We start from the raw sequence: 13717 nt of genomic DNA, 5'->3' as shown, positions 1-13717 counted from the left end.
AGCAGTTCCCGAAGCTCGACCGATGGCGCGAGCTGCTGCGCTATATCTGCGCACGCATTACCGCATCTACACCGCTGCAACGGACTCCGATCGCTGCGATTGCAACTGGGTAACTGCGGTTTTTAGGGTAATAGACCCGATTTGGGTTGTGTCGCGCAGGGTTTCGTGCTCGAGCCAGGCGAATCCCGTCATTGCACCTGCGCGAGCGCGCCGACAAACGGCGACCTCGGCGTTGCGACTTCCAGCGCGACCTCGCGCAGTGTCGATCCTTTGCGGCGCGCTTCGGCTTTGATGCGGTCGCTGGTCGAACGGAAGCTGTTCGAGCCCAGATCACCGAGTTCGGGAAACGCCTCGTCCAGCGGATACTGCGAGAAGTCGTGATGCTCGAAGAAACGGCCGAGATAGACGAGTGCCTCCTCAACGCTCAGGAGATCGCAGATATCGCGGTACTTGGCCTCGGCTGCGGACTGCGTCGCGTCGACGATGGGTGCAACGCCAGGAAAGATCTTCACGTCCGAGGCGTTGCGTCCGTGCGCCACGGCGGTTGCACGGACGCGCTCGGAGAAGGCGAGCGTCTCTTCAAGCGAAGGCGCAAGCGTGAAGACCGCGTCGGCATACTTGCCGGCTAGGTCGATGCCGGAATTCGACGATCCGGCCTGAAAGATCGCGGGCTGCCCCTGCGGCGAGCGCTGGATGTTGAGCGGGCGAGCGACTTCGAAGAAGCGACCCTTGTGGTCGAGCGTATGGAGCTTGTCGCGATCAAAAAAAACCGCCCACTCGCGCGGTCGCGTACGAACGCATCGTCGTCCCAGCTGTCCCAGAGCCCTTGGACAACTTCGAGGTACTCGTCCGCGATTTCGTGGCGCAATTCGTGGTCCGGATGCTCTCCGCCGTAGTTCTTCGCCGAACCTTCAAGCGGTGACGTGACCACGTTCCAGCCCGCGCGCCCATCGCTGATGAGATCGAGCGGCGCGAACTGCCGCGCTACGGTGTACGTGTGGCTGTACGAGGTCGAGACCGTGCCCGTAAGACCGATCTTCGAAGTCGCGGTGGCGAGCGCCGAGAGGATCGTGAGCGCTTCGAAGCGGTTCAGGAAGTTCGGAATCGACTTTTCGTTGATGTAGAGGCCGTCGGCCACGAAAGCGAACGCTATGCCGTTGTCTTCGGCTTTGTGCACAATGCCTGTGAGGAAGTCGAGATTCACGCTGGCATCAGCGGGTCCACCGGGATGCCGCCACGAATTCATGTGGCTGCCCGCGCCTTGGAGCATGATGCCAAAAGTAAGGTTGCGCTGGGTCATGATCGAGTCCGTCAAGCAAGATGGAAAAGAGAGTTCATACAGGTGTGGGCAGTGCGGCGCCGGCCAGCCGCTCGACCAGCGATCAGCGGTGTAGCTCCGCGCGATTTCGCGCTGGGTCCTCCGCAGCGGAGACATTGTTATTGAGGAAAAATTCGCGGTACCGTGTTGCGTACTCGAGTTGCAGTGCGTCGGCCAACGGTTTCGCTACGGGGTCGAGAGGCGAGGTATCGATAATGCGGTAGCTCATGTTCGTTGCATTCGGGTTGGGCAAAAAAGCTGGCTGCTCTGACCAGTTCGTCAGAAGCAGCCGCGCTGAATTTGTTATCGTAAGATCTTTCGGGGGGAATTCATGCAATCACCAAGATTAGCCCTACGCGGCCAGCAATTTAACTAATCATTTCGATTATCTCTATGTGCCTCGTTGAGCGTTTTTTATGCGCGCGTTCGCGTTTTCTGACCGGTGCGTCAGGCAGCGCTTCTGGCCACGGTGACGAACCATGTCCAATCGTGATTGACGCAGGCTGATAGAGCACGTCGTATCTTCATTCTTAAATCCTTGAGTCTCAGGGGAGCAGGCGACTTCGGAATTTCTCCGGGGTGAGTCCTGTATGACGGTGTAAATGCCGGGCGAGATGGCTCGCGTGCGCAAACCCCGCTCTGCGCGCAACATCGGCTACGCTCAAGTCAGTGCATGCCAACAAAGTAGCGGCACGATCCAGTCTGCGTCCGATTATGTACTGGTGCGGGGTGCATCCTGTAGAGCGGCTGAATTCCCTGGCAAAGTGAAACAGACTTATACCTATCCCATCCGCCAGTTCGGGTAGATGCAGCGGCCTGGTCAGTTGTTCGTCGACTATTTCTCGGACGCGGCGCAGTTGGTTTGGCGACAGGCCGCCGCGAACGGGTAGGTGTGAGGGAGCTTTCCTCTGGTACTTTGAGAACAGATAAGCAGCAACTGACCTTGCTGTCAGTTCAACTTTGTCGTCACGAGCGAGGGCAGCGGCATAGACTAGTCGGGCAAGCGCGGGGTCTTCAACGAGGCACGCAGGGGAGAGGTCCACCGAAGCAGGATCTGCTGCAAAGTCCTCGTAAAGCCAGATCAGCATTTCCGCCCATAATATCCGCATCTGCAAGACGCAACTCTCTCCCCAGATTTGGACCGCTGCCTTGCAACCGGGAGGTATTAAAGTGATGGACCCCAACCTGGGAAAGTTCGTGATTTCCCGACCACCTAGATGCCCCTTGATTTGATGGGCTGTGGTCAGGTTGAGAACGAGTGCACACTCGTCGTTCGAGTCTACCGAGCCGCTTCCGCCCCGATGTCTTAAACGTCGGAAAAGACCGGGAGTATCGGTACAAACGGCCGCGTCTAGCGAGAGAGATGTTTCGAAAATGCCGCCCATAGGAAGGATTCCCTACCGAATACTCACAGTTGAATTCGCCGGAGCCACATTGCCTGTTTTGTGCATGGACATGTCAGACGATCCATATCACGTCAAGGCAAGCTGTCAATCGGCGAATGGTTGGATAGTCCTACACAATCAACGGTTCAGTGGGGAAGACCAATGAACCTTCGAGATTCAGTGCTAACTCGATCGACAGGAACGACGACGGCCCCAAATCTAGAAGCTGTTCGTCCACTGCAATCCGGCTAATTGGGATGTCTAGCTCGTCGGAAACGCGACCAAGGAGCTACTTCTTGACGTCTTTGAAGGTGCACACTTTCATGGCCTTGCATCTTTTTAGATCCGAACGATAACTTCGCTCCCTCAATTTAACACGGGATCCGACAGTCCCGCGAGCTACTTTTTCGATTGGTCACAAACTCTAAGCAGGGTATCAATTTTGTCCGTAACTGACCTAAAGGATAGCTTTCCGCTCGTGACCAATTCAATGAAACTGCGTCAAGGAAGTCGCACCAATTTACGATAAATTGCAGTCGCTCCATGGCGTCGGGCGTTGTTTTTTCTGAATGCGCGAGGAGAGGAAATCGCTGGAAGCGCAATGGCATCTACCGCAGATCCAGCAGTCTTTCGGCGCTCCCTGACACCTTCGGACGCGTGTGCAACGTATCGGAAACGATGTCCGTACTTTCGTAGTGCCAGCGCTCGCCCTGGCGTTGTGCAAGTCACCGAGCCCTACTTCGCAATTAACGGGGCGCATTTTTGTGTAACGCTTTCCGTAGCGGTACGCGCACAGGGAGAGTTAAAGATATTGTGCGTGGAGGTCGATTGGCAGTGCGCGTCCGACTCGAAAAGCACGAACCTTCGCGCAAGGAGCGAAGGCAAATCAGAAATGAAGGGGTGTGCGACCTCATTAGCGTGCTGATTTCAACACCTCGCGACTTGTTGCGTAGATGAGGTGGCTTCGAAGAGCACGTTCTTGCCATTCTTTATTGTCACGCCTCCTTCAATGATGCGATACGGGGTATGTTGTAGTCTCTGCTAAAGGAGTAGAAGCTTGACACGATACTTTATATCGACATTGGATCGTCTTGCACAGCAAGTATGAGTTGGTCTTGCTCAGATTAAGTGGTTGGTTTGCATTGGGCATGCAAGGACATTTTCAAGCGGCCTCCTGATCAGTCTTCATTTCGAGCGCCCATCATGATTGCACCTGTTGCAGCACAGTGTGAATCTCGATTGCAGCGACTTAAATAGATTTTGAACATTTCTATCAGGTTGTAGAAGGTGGATATTTTTCAGCTGCTGATCGTGCTTTGGGATGCGATCCGCGTGCAGCAATCGCTGCGTGCGTCAATTGGGCACGGAACAAAGAGGTACTTACGTGTTAGAGCACCGGTGACTGTGTCGAGCAAAATGTTGACGCGACTGGTACCCGAGTTCATTCGGCGACGGTGGATGAGTTGTCTCGGTAGGGAATCTTGATGAAGAGGAGGACAAGGTAAAAATTTACGATAGACGAGCGCGCTACTCCGAGGAAGCGGTGAGTTCGGAAGAGCGGACAACGGTCGGCGATATCACGTCGCACCGCGAGCGTAAAGCGAACGTTTCCGGTTCTCGCTTTTCTGGTTGGGCGTGGGCAAACGAGACAGCTAGCTATGACTGGATGGACAAATATGCGCCCGATTTTGGGGCCCTCGTAGGGGAGTGAGCGAACTGGCTCACCCTCCATCCGTAGCTAGCCTGAAGACCTCGGATTTAAGGACGGGGAGGGATGCTGGGCGTTGACTGCGCAGCTCGAATATTTCGAGCCAATGGCTGGTTTCCCGATGGGTAATCCGCTCGACATCATTGGTACATTAATCAACGCTCGGTCGCTGAGACGCTGTGTGTGCAAGCTAGACGAGACCTCCTGTCGCTGGACGGAGCGTCGACAACAGGGCCGTTGACTTTATTGCACGCCCTCCCTCGCACCAATTGTCCACGGATTCCCACCCTGAAACGATGCGACAAGGAAGTCGATAAGAGCGCGAACCCGTGGGTTCTGATACCTGGACGGAAAATACACGGCATAGAGGTTGTATTTGGGCGCAGGCGAGAAATTTGAAAGGATCCTGCACAACTTTCCTGCCCGAATGTGCGGCGAAGCAAGGTACATCGGAAGATAGGCCACGCCCTGTCCTTGAAGCGTTGCCTCCAGCAGCGCCAAGCTACTATTCGCGCGAATCGCAGGACGCACGTCGACCCATGTTTCCTTTTCCAGCGACGTGAAGTGCCACGAATTGTCGGCCGATAGCTGAGAATTTACTAGACATTGGTGTGCGGTGAGTTGTGCTGGATCTTGTGGCGTCCCAACCTTGGCTAGATATTGCGGGCTAGCACAGTAGGCGAAGTCGACCACTGCGATACAGTGAGCGGAATATTCGGCGCGTGGCGAATCAGTAATCCTGAGAGCGACATCGATATCGCCATACGCCAGGTTGGCGATGGCCGTGATCACAGGATCAGCCAACAAGATCGTCGAGATCATTGGGGTCATCGAAGGCATTGCGTTCCAGACCAATATTTTGGCGCTCAACGCCGCGTTCGAAGCAGCTCGCGCCGGAGAGCAAGGTAGGGGCTTCGCAGTGGTAGCGGGTGAAGTGAGAAATCTGGCGCAGCGTTGCGCGGCAGCTGCCAGGGAAATCAAAAACATGATCGGCGACTCGGTGGAGCGGGTGTAGGCCGGAAGCCGACTGGTTGCGCAAGCTGGCACGACAATGGACGAGATCGTGGTGAGTGTCGAGCGTGTGACGAGCATTTCGGGTGAGATCACAGCCGGGAGCCAGGCGCAGAGTGCCGGGATCGAGCAGATCAACCAGGCGATGGCGCACATGGACCAGGTCACGCAGCAGAATGCGGCGCTCGTGGAGGAAGCCGCCGCGGCCGCGCAATTGCTGCATGATCAGGCGGGCAAGCTCGCGGACCTGGTTGGTGTGTTCAAGCTCGATGACGTGAGGGCACAGGTCTTGACTAAACGGCCAGATGCTGCGCCAGGGGGGACCTTTGCCGTGCAGGAGGCCAGGAAGATCTGCTCTGCCACGCACATGATGGTCGAGCATACGGAAGCGGGCCTCGATTTGCAGTGGAAGCAGTTTTAGCCACAAATATCATCAATTTCGCGAGAACGTAATGAACTTTTGTTGAACCAATTCGACAATGACTCGCTAGCTGATACCGGGCAGCCCGTCCAATGTTTCTGTATGCAGTGTCAAGGTGGCGTTGTTATGCGTGGACGCCCTGGCTTGCCAAGCTTTCATGTTGCGATGTTTCGAAGGCCGTGATTGCAGCCATGCATCAGGATTTCAGTGCCGGGAGCAATCTGTCAGGGTACTTGCGTCGGTCTTGTGCATTGTTGTGGGTTCCTTTTGGAACTGGTTTTATAAACACCGGCGCAGCAGGATGACCGAGAGGGCGAGATGGGGCAAAGGCGGTGTAGCGTTCATGGCATTGGTCCCGGCAAGTAAGAACACGCTTGAACTTGTTGAGCCATGCGAACAGACGCTCGATCTTCCATCGGCGCCGGTATCGACGCAGCGCGCGACCATCCTGCAATGGTTCCTGCGGTGCGGGGAGATCAGTTCGACGCCTCCCTGCGCAAGCTTCTCATCGAACGGATCACTGTCATTGGCAAGATCCCCAATAATTCGTCGGGGTCCTCCCGGCGTGGTGTTTTCATCGAGCGTAGCTTCGACAAGGGTGACTTCATGTGGGCTAGCAGAAGGCGTGTGCGCGGCGAGTGAAAGACCATGAGCATCTGAAAAAACCATGAGCTTCGTACCCTTGCTCTTCTGCAAGTTTTTCTCGTCGTGCCATGCCAGGCAAGCTAACACGGCACACGAGAAGTTAACACAGGGCGTTTATGAAACCACTTCTGGCGTAGCACGGTGGCGTGTGGCTCAAGAGCCGAAAAAAATATCGCAGAAGCTGACAGGTCCGACGCAGGTCGACGGATTTGAGGGATGCGTATCTTGCTTTTTGTGGCCGGAATCGCTCGTGCCTTTCATTTCGGCGCCCATGCCACTGTCGCTTTTTTGCTGCTGGGGTGTGGCGGCTTGCTGTTCAGCGTCCTGGGCGGCTACTTTCGCCTCCGCAGCCTGGATATCGATAGGATAGGTCGCGTCATCGTTGGCCGACGGATTGTATCCAGCCTGTTCGAGCCTGATGAGGTCGGCGCGTACCTGCGCTCGGGTGAGCGGGACGGACGCGGACTGCGCAAAAGTCGATGTGGAGCTGACGACCGCACTGAGCGTCAGTGCCAACAGGGCGAGCTTTTTCATGATCTTGACTCCTTCCAGCAAGGGCCCCGGTTTGCCAGGGAACTAGTGAAGCACGTTGACGTGTGGCTCAAGAGCCGGAATAAATGGTGCAGAAGCTGACAGGTCCAACGCAGGCTGACGGATCTGAAGGAGGCGTCTCCCGTTTGATGTGGCCGGCATCGCTTGTGCCTGTCGTTGCAACACCCATCCCACTGTCGCTGTTTTGCTGCTTGAGCCGCGCGACCTGCTGTTCAAAGATCGGCGCAACGTCGGGGTACGACGTGTCACTCACGAAATTCAGACCGTTGCGTTCGGATTCAATCAACTCCTGCCGCACCTGCGCACGGGTCTTTTCTTGAGCCTGCGCGTTGATCGCTATGCCCGCTCCGGCGACGAGAATCAGGGAGAAAATCATGGTTCGCTTATTCACTTTGGACTCCAATATAAATGACGGGAAGTTGCTGGTTCTGCATCATGAATCGCGCGGAAAACTCAACCGGGTTCCGTCGGACCACATGCGTCGTAAAGGGCTTACTGTCGGAGACAGGCTCGAAGCAAAGCCACCGTTCGCTGCTATAAGGATTCCTTGATCCACGGTATAAACACATTCTCGTCGTATGCATCGCAACCGACCGGAATCCAACGGGCCAGAACGTTGGACACCGCGTTCTCCATTTCTCTGCTCGCTTCAATGTGAGGGGACCGAAACGCTGCAGTCTCCATCAGGCTGCGCTCACACTACGGTATACCGGGAGCGTGCGCCGCTTATTCCCAAAGCTGCCAGGGGGTGTAGAAAAAACATGATGCATTGGCGATCGCGTCACCGAGCAAGTTTCTGGGGCAGGTCGACGGCGTCAGGTCATTCCATCCCTGACGACACATCCACCACAGGCGCGCGGCACGGTGGCAACGATCAACGTTAGCGAAGTGACGCCCGCCGATCAGTTCGATCCGAAGTGCCTGCTCGTACCCAATACATCGGCACGAGCGACGGACGCCTGGGACCGAACTTCGTGCGCCGAACGCGGCACATCATTGGAATAAACTGGCCCAATCTCCGGTATTTCTGTGAGACGCCGGAAACCTGGAGGACACGCCGATGGACGACGATGGGAGGAAGGCCAAGAAGGTTCCGGGCGAGTCGAAGCGGGATCTCGCCGGTGACCTCAAGGCGGTTGAGGAACCAGGCTCATCCGTGATCTGGGATGGAGCTACCGTTTTTCAGCAAACGCTGACGACAACGCCTCGCTGCTGCCATGGAACATGCCTACCCAACCCTCACGATAAATCCGTCCCGCGAGGAACTCGATCATTAACCATGAGCCAACGAATCAACTTCCGTGCAGCGGTGACGGCGATCACGAGCGATTCGTCGGTCACAGTGAATTCGATGCCCCACCATTGCCTACGTTGACGAAAATCTCGAAGGATGCTGGGAGTGGGCGCCTCCCGCGAAGTTCCTGTAGATCAAATTCCCATGCGTCCAGCAACGCCGTCGCGGTCGATGAACTTGTGTTTCAACGCGGCGGCGATATGCGCAATCAGCAAGAGCGCAAGCGTCAGCACCAACCCGCGGTGCAGCGTGTCAGTCAGCAAACGCAAAGGTTCGTCCCGGCCGATGAAGACTGGCATACCCACCAAACCAAAAAAACTTACCGGATGTGCGCCCGCCAGTCAGTGCACGTAACCGGCAAGCGGCACCAAGAACAGCAGTACGTACAGCTTCCCGTGCAACACGCTCGCAGAATACGCTTACCACCTCGGAATGCTGGGCGGGAGTGTTGGCTGCGTATGCATAAGGCGCCACAGTAGGCGTGGTGCCATCAGCATGAAGATCAGGCTGCCGATCGATGCGTGATAGAACAAGATGCCGTTGAAGCGAGGTGAGTTATGCGGGAATGTATCCATATAGAGTCCGATCGATAGGCTCAACAGGATCAAGAACGCAATGGACCAGTGCATGATGATGGCAAAGCGTGTGTAAGTGTCATTGTTGGCGCGGGACATGAGAGATCTCACTTTTCAAAATAATGTGACGGGCGGAACCTCGCTTGCCAGATCAATCGGCAATGCAAACTGCGTGGCCGCAAACTGAAAAACCATCTCAAAGCCAGATTTATTCCCGTCGCTCGCATCAAAGTGGTTGAGCCACCTCTGAATGCAGCGGCGCGCTCCCCACACGAGTACACACCCGCGAACAGGTAATTCTTGCGATTATGCGGACCGGAGCACAACCGCAAGTACACGCGATCTATTCCCGGTCGGCTGCCAACACGCCAGTCCTTCGGGAATAACCTCACTCCAGTTGCGGTATGGACAAGACACCCTCCCGATGCTTCGGGACTGGTGAACCACCGTTCGGGAGAAGGACATGAGACGTATCTATTTGCTATTGCCGAATGTGCATAGTGCACAGATGACTATCAACGAACTTCTGTTATTGCGGGTCGAGTGGCGACATATCCACGTGATCGCCAATCACAATGTGCCGCTCGAGGATTTGCCAGAAGCTACCCTGGCGCAACGCAGCGATCTGTTGCCCGCCCTCGCGAGAGGGGCGGCGATGGGCGGCCTCACGGGGACGCTGGCCGGACTGGTCGCACTGGCGTTCCCGCCGGCCGGCCTGACGATTGCAGGCGGCGCGGTCGTGGCGATCACGCTCTGTGGCGCCGGCTTTGGTGCATGGACGGCGACGATGATTGGCGTCGATGTACCGAATACGCGGCTCAAGCGCTTCGAACAGGCTATAGAAAAAGGCGAACTGCTGATGATGGTCGACGTCGCGAAAGATCGCGTCGAAGAAATCGAAGAGGTGATCAAGTTGCGTCACGCCGAGGCCAACATCCAGGGAACGGACCCGACGATTCCGGCGTTTCCGTGACGCCGCGTAATGTCATCTGGTTCCATCGCAATGACGTGGTCCGCCATGATGTGCGGACCAATATGAACGACAGAAAGCTCGTTGTCGTGCGGGCGGCGCGGCGAGGTGGTGCCCTCGCCCCAGTAGGCTGCGAAGGGCAGGCTATGCAGATTTGACCAGCTCTGCCAATCCTTTCTGGTGGGTCTCGTCGCGGATATACCAGGCGATCAGCCATACAAGTTTTGCGGCGCTCGTGCCCGCACAGGTATCGGCCATTTTCTCTAAGCCAAGGTTGAAGACATCGGCGAGAATGGCGGTCAGCAGCAGCGTCCGCCCGGGCGCTTTCGCCTCGCTCTTCAGGTGCGTGAAGTGGCGTGTGAAGTCGGTCCACTGATCGACCTCGAGCAGCAGGTCCGTGATCTTCACGCGCGGCATCAGGTCGTAGGCCTGCGGCTTGAGCACATTCGCTTCTGCCAGCGTTGCGTCATCCAGTGGCGAGATCCTGAGCCCTATCTCGTTCAGCTCAACATCAGGCGGTTCGCCCGCTGCCACGAGCCGATGGGTTTCATCGAGCGCGTCGTGCAAACGCTCAAGGCGTTCATCCAGATAGCGAGCCGCCGACGTTTCGACGGCCAGCTCCAACTGGTTCTCCCGGTGCTGCTCGCCACCCATTGTCGAGCGAAGCTGCCGAGCTCTTGGATCAATTCGGGCTCGCCTCAGATTACAAACCCAAGGTTTTTAATGCTCCCATTCGGATATTCGTCCGGCTGCTTGACTGATACTTCTGCGGCACGAAGGGGGAGGTCGGCTCAAAGCATGGCCAGTTCGGCGTCAATGGCCTGCAACAGGCGCGGATCGTCGGTGACCGTGCCGGCCGAAACCCGCAACCGGTTGCTTGAAACCGCCAGACAATAAGGTACCGCTTAGCGGGCTCCGGTCAGCGATTCGGACGTGCAGGCCGCTTGCGATCGGCTATGTCAATGCCGGGGGGGCGTCAGACTCGGCGCGTCATTTGGCCTGTTCAACTGAACTTGGGGTTTGAGGCGCAGTGGAACGGAAAACCGGGTTAAGCGTGAACACTCGCCGCGTGAGGCGGGAATTCGGGTAGCTCGGACAGGATTCGCTCGGCTGACTTGGTCCGGCTTCAGAATTGGGCAATAAAGCACGGACGTAGCCGCGCGCGGCAGCCGAGGAGATAGCGACCTACCGCTTCGAATGACACTGATCGACCCGATGGAGCCGCTCGGACAAGATTTACCACCGTCCGCTCCGGGAGCGACATGAGACGACCGCGGATAACGCGTCGGCCTTTATCTCGTCGGCCATCACGGAAAGTGTCGGATCGCTGACGCGGTCCGACCATACCGGGACCCGACGGCGTGACTCCGAAAACGTTGGGAGAGCACCCCAAACCGATGCAGACGCATCCGTTGGCTTGCAGCAGACACCTCGTCGACAACCCACAGAATTCGAATTCAGGAAAACAGGTCAGTCAGCCTTAGGCACGCGCGCTCGACGCAGCCGATGGAAAGTCTTCACGGCGCTCCGCGCATTTCAGGATCGCATCCATTGCCGGGCACAGCGCCTGCCCCCAATCGGTTAGGCGGTAGTCCACCTTCGGCGGCACCTGGTGATAGACCGTGCGCGTCACAATGCCGTCCTCTTCGAGGCGGCGTAGCTGCTGGGCAAGCATCTTTTGCGTGATGCCCGGGATCAGCCTCTCGAGGTCCGAAAAGCGTCGCACCTGACCACCGAAAAGGTGAAACAGGATGACCAGCTTCCAACGTCCTTCCAGCAGCTTGAATGCGGCTTCGACGTCGATCGCGGCGGTCGTGGGAGTGTAGGCTTTTCGGTTGGGTACGGCTTACTTACTTTTTAGTGCGTTCTTGCGATGTGGTAACTAGAGCGCCATCATTGGGACATGCAAACGTGACGTTCAGGAAAAGTCCGATGAACATGACCCTGCCGCCGCCACTGGATGCCTATCTGAACGCGGAAACCACCAGCGACACCGCTCCTCTCGCGAACTGCTTCGCTGCCGATGCCGTGGTGCGCGACGAGGGCCGCACTATCGAGGGGCTCGAAGCCATCCAGGCCTGGAAGAAAGACGCCAAAGCCTGGTGCCAGTACAACGTCGGGCGGTTGGACCTGTCCCAGGATGGCGCCGCCGTGACGATGCGCGCCAGGCTCACCGGCGCCTTCTCCGGTAGCCCGGTCGAGCTGACCTACACGTTTGTCCTGGCCGGCGGCAAGATCGCGTCTCTGGAGATTCACTGATGAGCGCCGCACTCGAACTTCAGGGCCTTCGGGCGCTCGTCACAGGCGGGACCAAAGGCGTCGGTAAAGCCGTTGTCGCACACCTTTGCGAGGCGGGCGCGAACGTCCTCGCGACGGCACGTTCGCGTTCCGATGACCTTACCGAAGAAAGGTTCATCGGTGCGGACATCACGACGGCCGAGGGCTGTAAAACCATTGTCGACGCCGTGCTCGACCGGCTCGGCGGCGTCGATATAATCGTGCACGTGGCGGGTGGCTCATCTGCGCCGGCGGGTGGCTTCAGGGTGCTCGACGACGACGAATGGAACAAGGCATTGAGCCTGAACCTGTTCCCGGCCGTACGCATCGATCGCGCGCTGTTGCCCTCGATGGTCGAGCAGCGCTCGGGCGTCATCATCCACGTCACGTCGATCCAGCGGCAGTTACCGTTGCCGGAAGCCACGATTGCCTATGCCGCCGCCAAGGCTGCCCTGTCGAACTACAGCAAAGCCTTGTCCAAGGAAGTCAGTCCGAAAGGCGTTCGGGTCGTGCGTGTCTCCCCGGGCTGGGTCGAGACGGATGCCGCCGCGGGTCTCGTTGCTGAGATCGCCCGGCAGAACGGCATCGACACGGAAGGCGCCCGCAAGATCATCATGGATTCGCTCGGGGGCATTCCTCTCGGCCGGCCATGCTCTCCCCGAGAAGTCGCAGAACTCATTGGTTTCCTCGTCTCCGCGCGGGCCAGCGCCATCACCGGCACTGAGTACGTCATCGACGGCGGAACTGTTCCGACCGCGTAATCTGAGCCGCTTGTCGGTGGACGTCGACGTGCTTCGGCGTACGCGAAGCGCGTTTCGCAGGTAGCTGTTCGCGGTTCCCGTTCAGGCGCCGGCCTTCACGTGGTGTGCCCGCCCAATGAACCTCTGCTTTTCTGCAGCACGGCCAGCCGTGGTGGGCCGGGCATTATTCACCGGCGTCATCGCACCTGGACGTCAGTTCACACAGCAGGTCACCCTTCGTCCGCAATTCGCGATGCCCTGGAATGGCGGACGGCAAGCTCAGAGCGCGATCAGCGACCGTCTCATGTCGAGCCGCTGGACGAAACCGCTCGCGCGGTAATGGGGCTCCGATTGAGTTCTGGTGGCAGGTGAGAGGAAACCGGCTCTGTTTCCATGTTGGGTACGAGGCAGACCGTGTTCGCCCGGTGACTAGTGCGGCGCGCTCGCACAAGTCCTCTGCAGTGGAATAAAGGTGTCCTGAAACCATTGATAAGACGCGGGTCTGTCAGTTCCTGTCAGGAGCAGTCCTGCCGCGGCCGGATGTCCTGCCGGCGACGCTCTAAAATGGCCAGGCGCTGATAGCAACCCGTCAGTAGCTTGTTCATTTCTGGGGAGGAGCGAGGCATGTCGCGTTCGGGACGGCTCCTGGGCCTGATGGAGATACTGCGCACCAGGCGACGCCCCGTGACGGCCTCGCAACTTGCCGTCGAACTTGCGGTGTCCGAGCGGACGATTTATCGCGACATCGCTGAACTGACGGCGCAGGGCGCTGCCGTCGAAGGCAGCGCGGGGGTGGGTTACGTGCTCAAACCTGGCCATTT

At 57.7% G+C, this 13717-nt stretch carries 13 protein-coding genes and 3 pseudogenes; 5 read left to right on the top strand and 11 right to left on the bottom strand.

Annotation, left to right across the window (positions count from 1 at the left end; all coding sequences use genetic code 11):
- Nucleotides 1–194 precede the first annotated feature (194 nt).
- From GNZ13_RS11150 to GNZ13_RS11140, 4 genes and pseudogenes are all read right to left on the bottom strand, one after another.
- Nucleotides 195–1300, bottom strand: a pseudogene (locus GNZ13_RS11150) (NtaA/DmoA family FMN-dependent monooxygenase); the annotation flags it as partial.
- Nucleotides 1301–1863: 563 nt separating this feature from the next.
- Nucleotides 1864–2406, bottom strand: a complete 543-nt coding sequence (locus GNZ13_RS54205; RefSeq protein ID WP_172163546.1) for a helix-turn-helix domain-containing protein — start codon at nt 2404–2406, stop codon at nt 1864–1866.
- A 427-nt stretch (nt 2407–2833) separates the two neighbouring features.
- Nucleotides 2834–2980, bottom strand: a pseudogene (locus GNZ13_RS54200) (hypothetical protein); the annotation flags it as partial.
- A gap of 1674 nt (nt 2981–4654) precedes the next feature.
- Nucleotides 4655–5233 (bottom strand): substrate binding domain-containing protein, encoded by a 579-nt coding sequence (locus tag GNZ13_RS11140; protein ID WP_236001948.1) that lies wholly within the window; start codon nt 5231–5233, stop codon nt 4655–4657.
- On the opposite strand from GNZ13_RS11140, the pseudogene GNZ13_RS52225 reads away from it, so the two are divergent.
- A pseudogene (locus GNZ13_RS52225) lies at nt 5190–5843 on the top strand (methyl-accepting chemotaxis protein); the annotation flags it as partial. The gene GNZ13_RS11140 and the pseudogene GNZ13_RS52225 sit on opposite strands and share 44 nt — an antisense overlap.
- Nucleotides 5844–6122: 279 nt before the next feature.
- Here GNZ13_RS52225 and GNZ13_RS11125 read toward each other — a convergent pair.
- The 5 genes from GNZ13_RS11125 to GNZ13_RS11105 all read right to left on the bottom strand — a co-directional run bounded on the left by GNZ13_RS11125 (nt 6123) and on the right by GNZ13_RS11105 (nt 9008).
- A complete protein-coding gene (locus GNZ13_RS11125; RefSeq protein WP_172163533.1) occupies nt 6123–6539 on the bottom strand; it encodes a transposase in 417 nt (138 codons plus the stop codon).
- A gap of 102 nt (nt 6540–6641) precedes the next feature.
- Nucleotides 6642–7022: a DUF4148 domain-containing protein gene (locus tag GNZ13_RS11120; RefSeq protein ID WP_172163530.1), complete on the bottom strand. Its 381-nt coding sequence runs from the start codon at nt 7020–7022 to the stop codon at nt 6642–6644.
- 67 nt (nt 7023–7089) lie between these two features.
- On the bottom strand, nt 7090–7416 hold the full coding sequence (locus GNZ13_RS11115; RefSeq protein WP_172163552.1) for a DUF4148 domain-containing protein: 327 nt from the start codon (nt 7414–7416) through the stop codon (nt 7090–7092).
- A 1052-nt stretch (nt 7417–8468) separates the two neighbouring features.
- Entirely contained in the window at nt 8469–8633 is a 165-nt protein-coding gene (locus tag GNZ13_RS11110; RefSeq protein WP_172163527.1) for a hypothetical protein, read from the bottom strand.
- Between the two features lie 120 nt (nt 8634–8753).
- On the bottom strand, nt 8754–9008 hold the full coding sequence (locus GNZ13_RS11105; RefSeq protein WP_172163524.1) for a cytochrome b: 255 nt from the start codon (nt 9006–9008) through the stop codon (nt 8754–8756).
- A 364-nt stretch (nt 9009–9372) separates the two neighbouring features.
- Here GNZ13_RS11105 and GNZ13_RS11100 point away from each other — a divergent pair, with 364 nt between their 5' ends.
- Complete coding sequence (locus GNZ13_RS11100; protein ID WP_172163521.1) at nt 9373–9882, top strand: DUF1269 domain-containing protein; 510 nt, start codon at nt 9373–9375, stop codon at nt 9880–9882.
- 141 nt (nt 9883–10023) lie between these two features.
- Here GNZ13_RS11100 and GNZ13_RS11095 read toward each other — a convergent pair whose 3' ends face one another.
- Nucleotides 10024–10503 carry a Tn3 family transposase gene (locus GNZ13_RS11095; RefSeq protein WP_172163518.1) on the bottom strand — a complete coding sequence of 160 codons (480 nt, stop codon included), beginning with the start codon at nt 10501–10503 and terminating at the stop codon, nt 10024–10026.
- 856 nt (nt 10504–11359) lie between these two features.
- Nucleotides 11360–11683, bottom strand: a complete 324-nt coding sequence (locus GNZ13_RS11090; RefSeq protein WP_172163549.1) for a winged helix-turn-helix transcriptional regulator — start codon at nt 11681–11683, stop codon at nt 11360–11362.
- A 128-nt stretch (nt 11684–11811) separates the two neighbouring features.
- Here GNZ13_RS11090 and GNZ13_RS11085 point away from each other — a divergent pair, with 128 nt between their 5' ends.
- The 3 genes from GNZ13_RS11085 to GNZ13_RS11075 form a co-directional block, all read left to right on the top strand.
- Nucleotides 11812–12138 (top strand): nuclear transport factor 2 family protein, encoded by a 327-nt coding sequence (locus tag GNZ13_RS11085; protein ID WP_172163515.1) that lies wholly within the window; start codon nt 11812–11814, stop codon nt 12136–12138.
- On the top strand, nt 12138–12917 hold the full coding sequence (locus GNZ13_RS11080; RefSeq protein WP_172163512.1) for an SDR family oxidoreductase: 780 nt from the start codon (nt 12138–12140) through the stop codon (nt 12915–12917). Before GNZ13_RS11085 ends, GNZ13_RS11080 begins: the two co-directional genes overlap by 1 nt.
- 603 nt (nt 12918–13520) lie before the next feature.
- Nucleotides 13521–13717 (top strand): helix-turn-helix transcriptional regulator (locus tag GNZ13_RS11075; protein WP_172163509.1); only part of this gene is annotated, 197 nt, incomplete at its 3' end.

This window comes from Paraburkholderia elongata, from assembly GCF_013177735.1.
GTDB classification, from domain to species: Bacteria; Pseudomonadota; Gammaproteobacteria; order Burkholderiales; family Burkholderiaceae; genus Paraburkholderia; species Paraburkholderia elongata.
The sequence above is the reverse complement of the archived record's forward strand: the minus strand, read 5'-3'. Positions and strand labels throughout refer to the sequence as shown.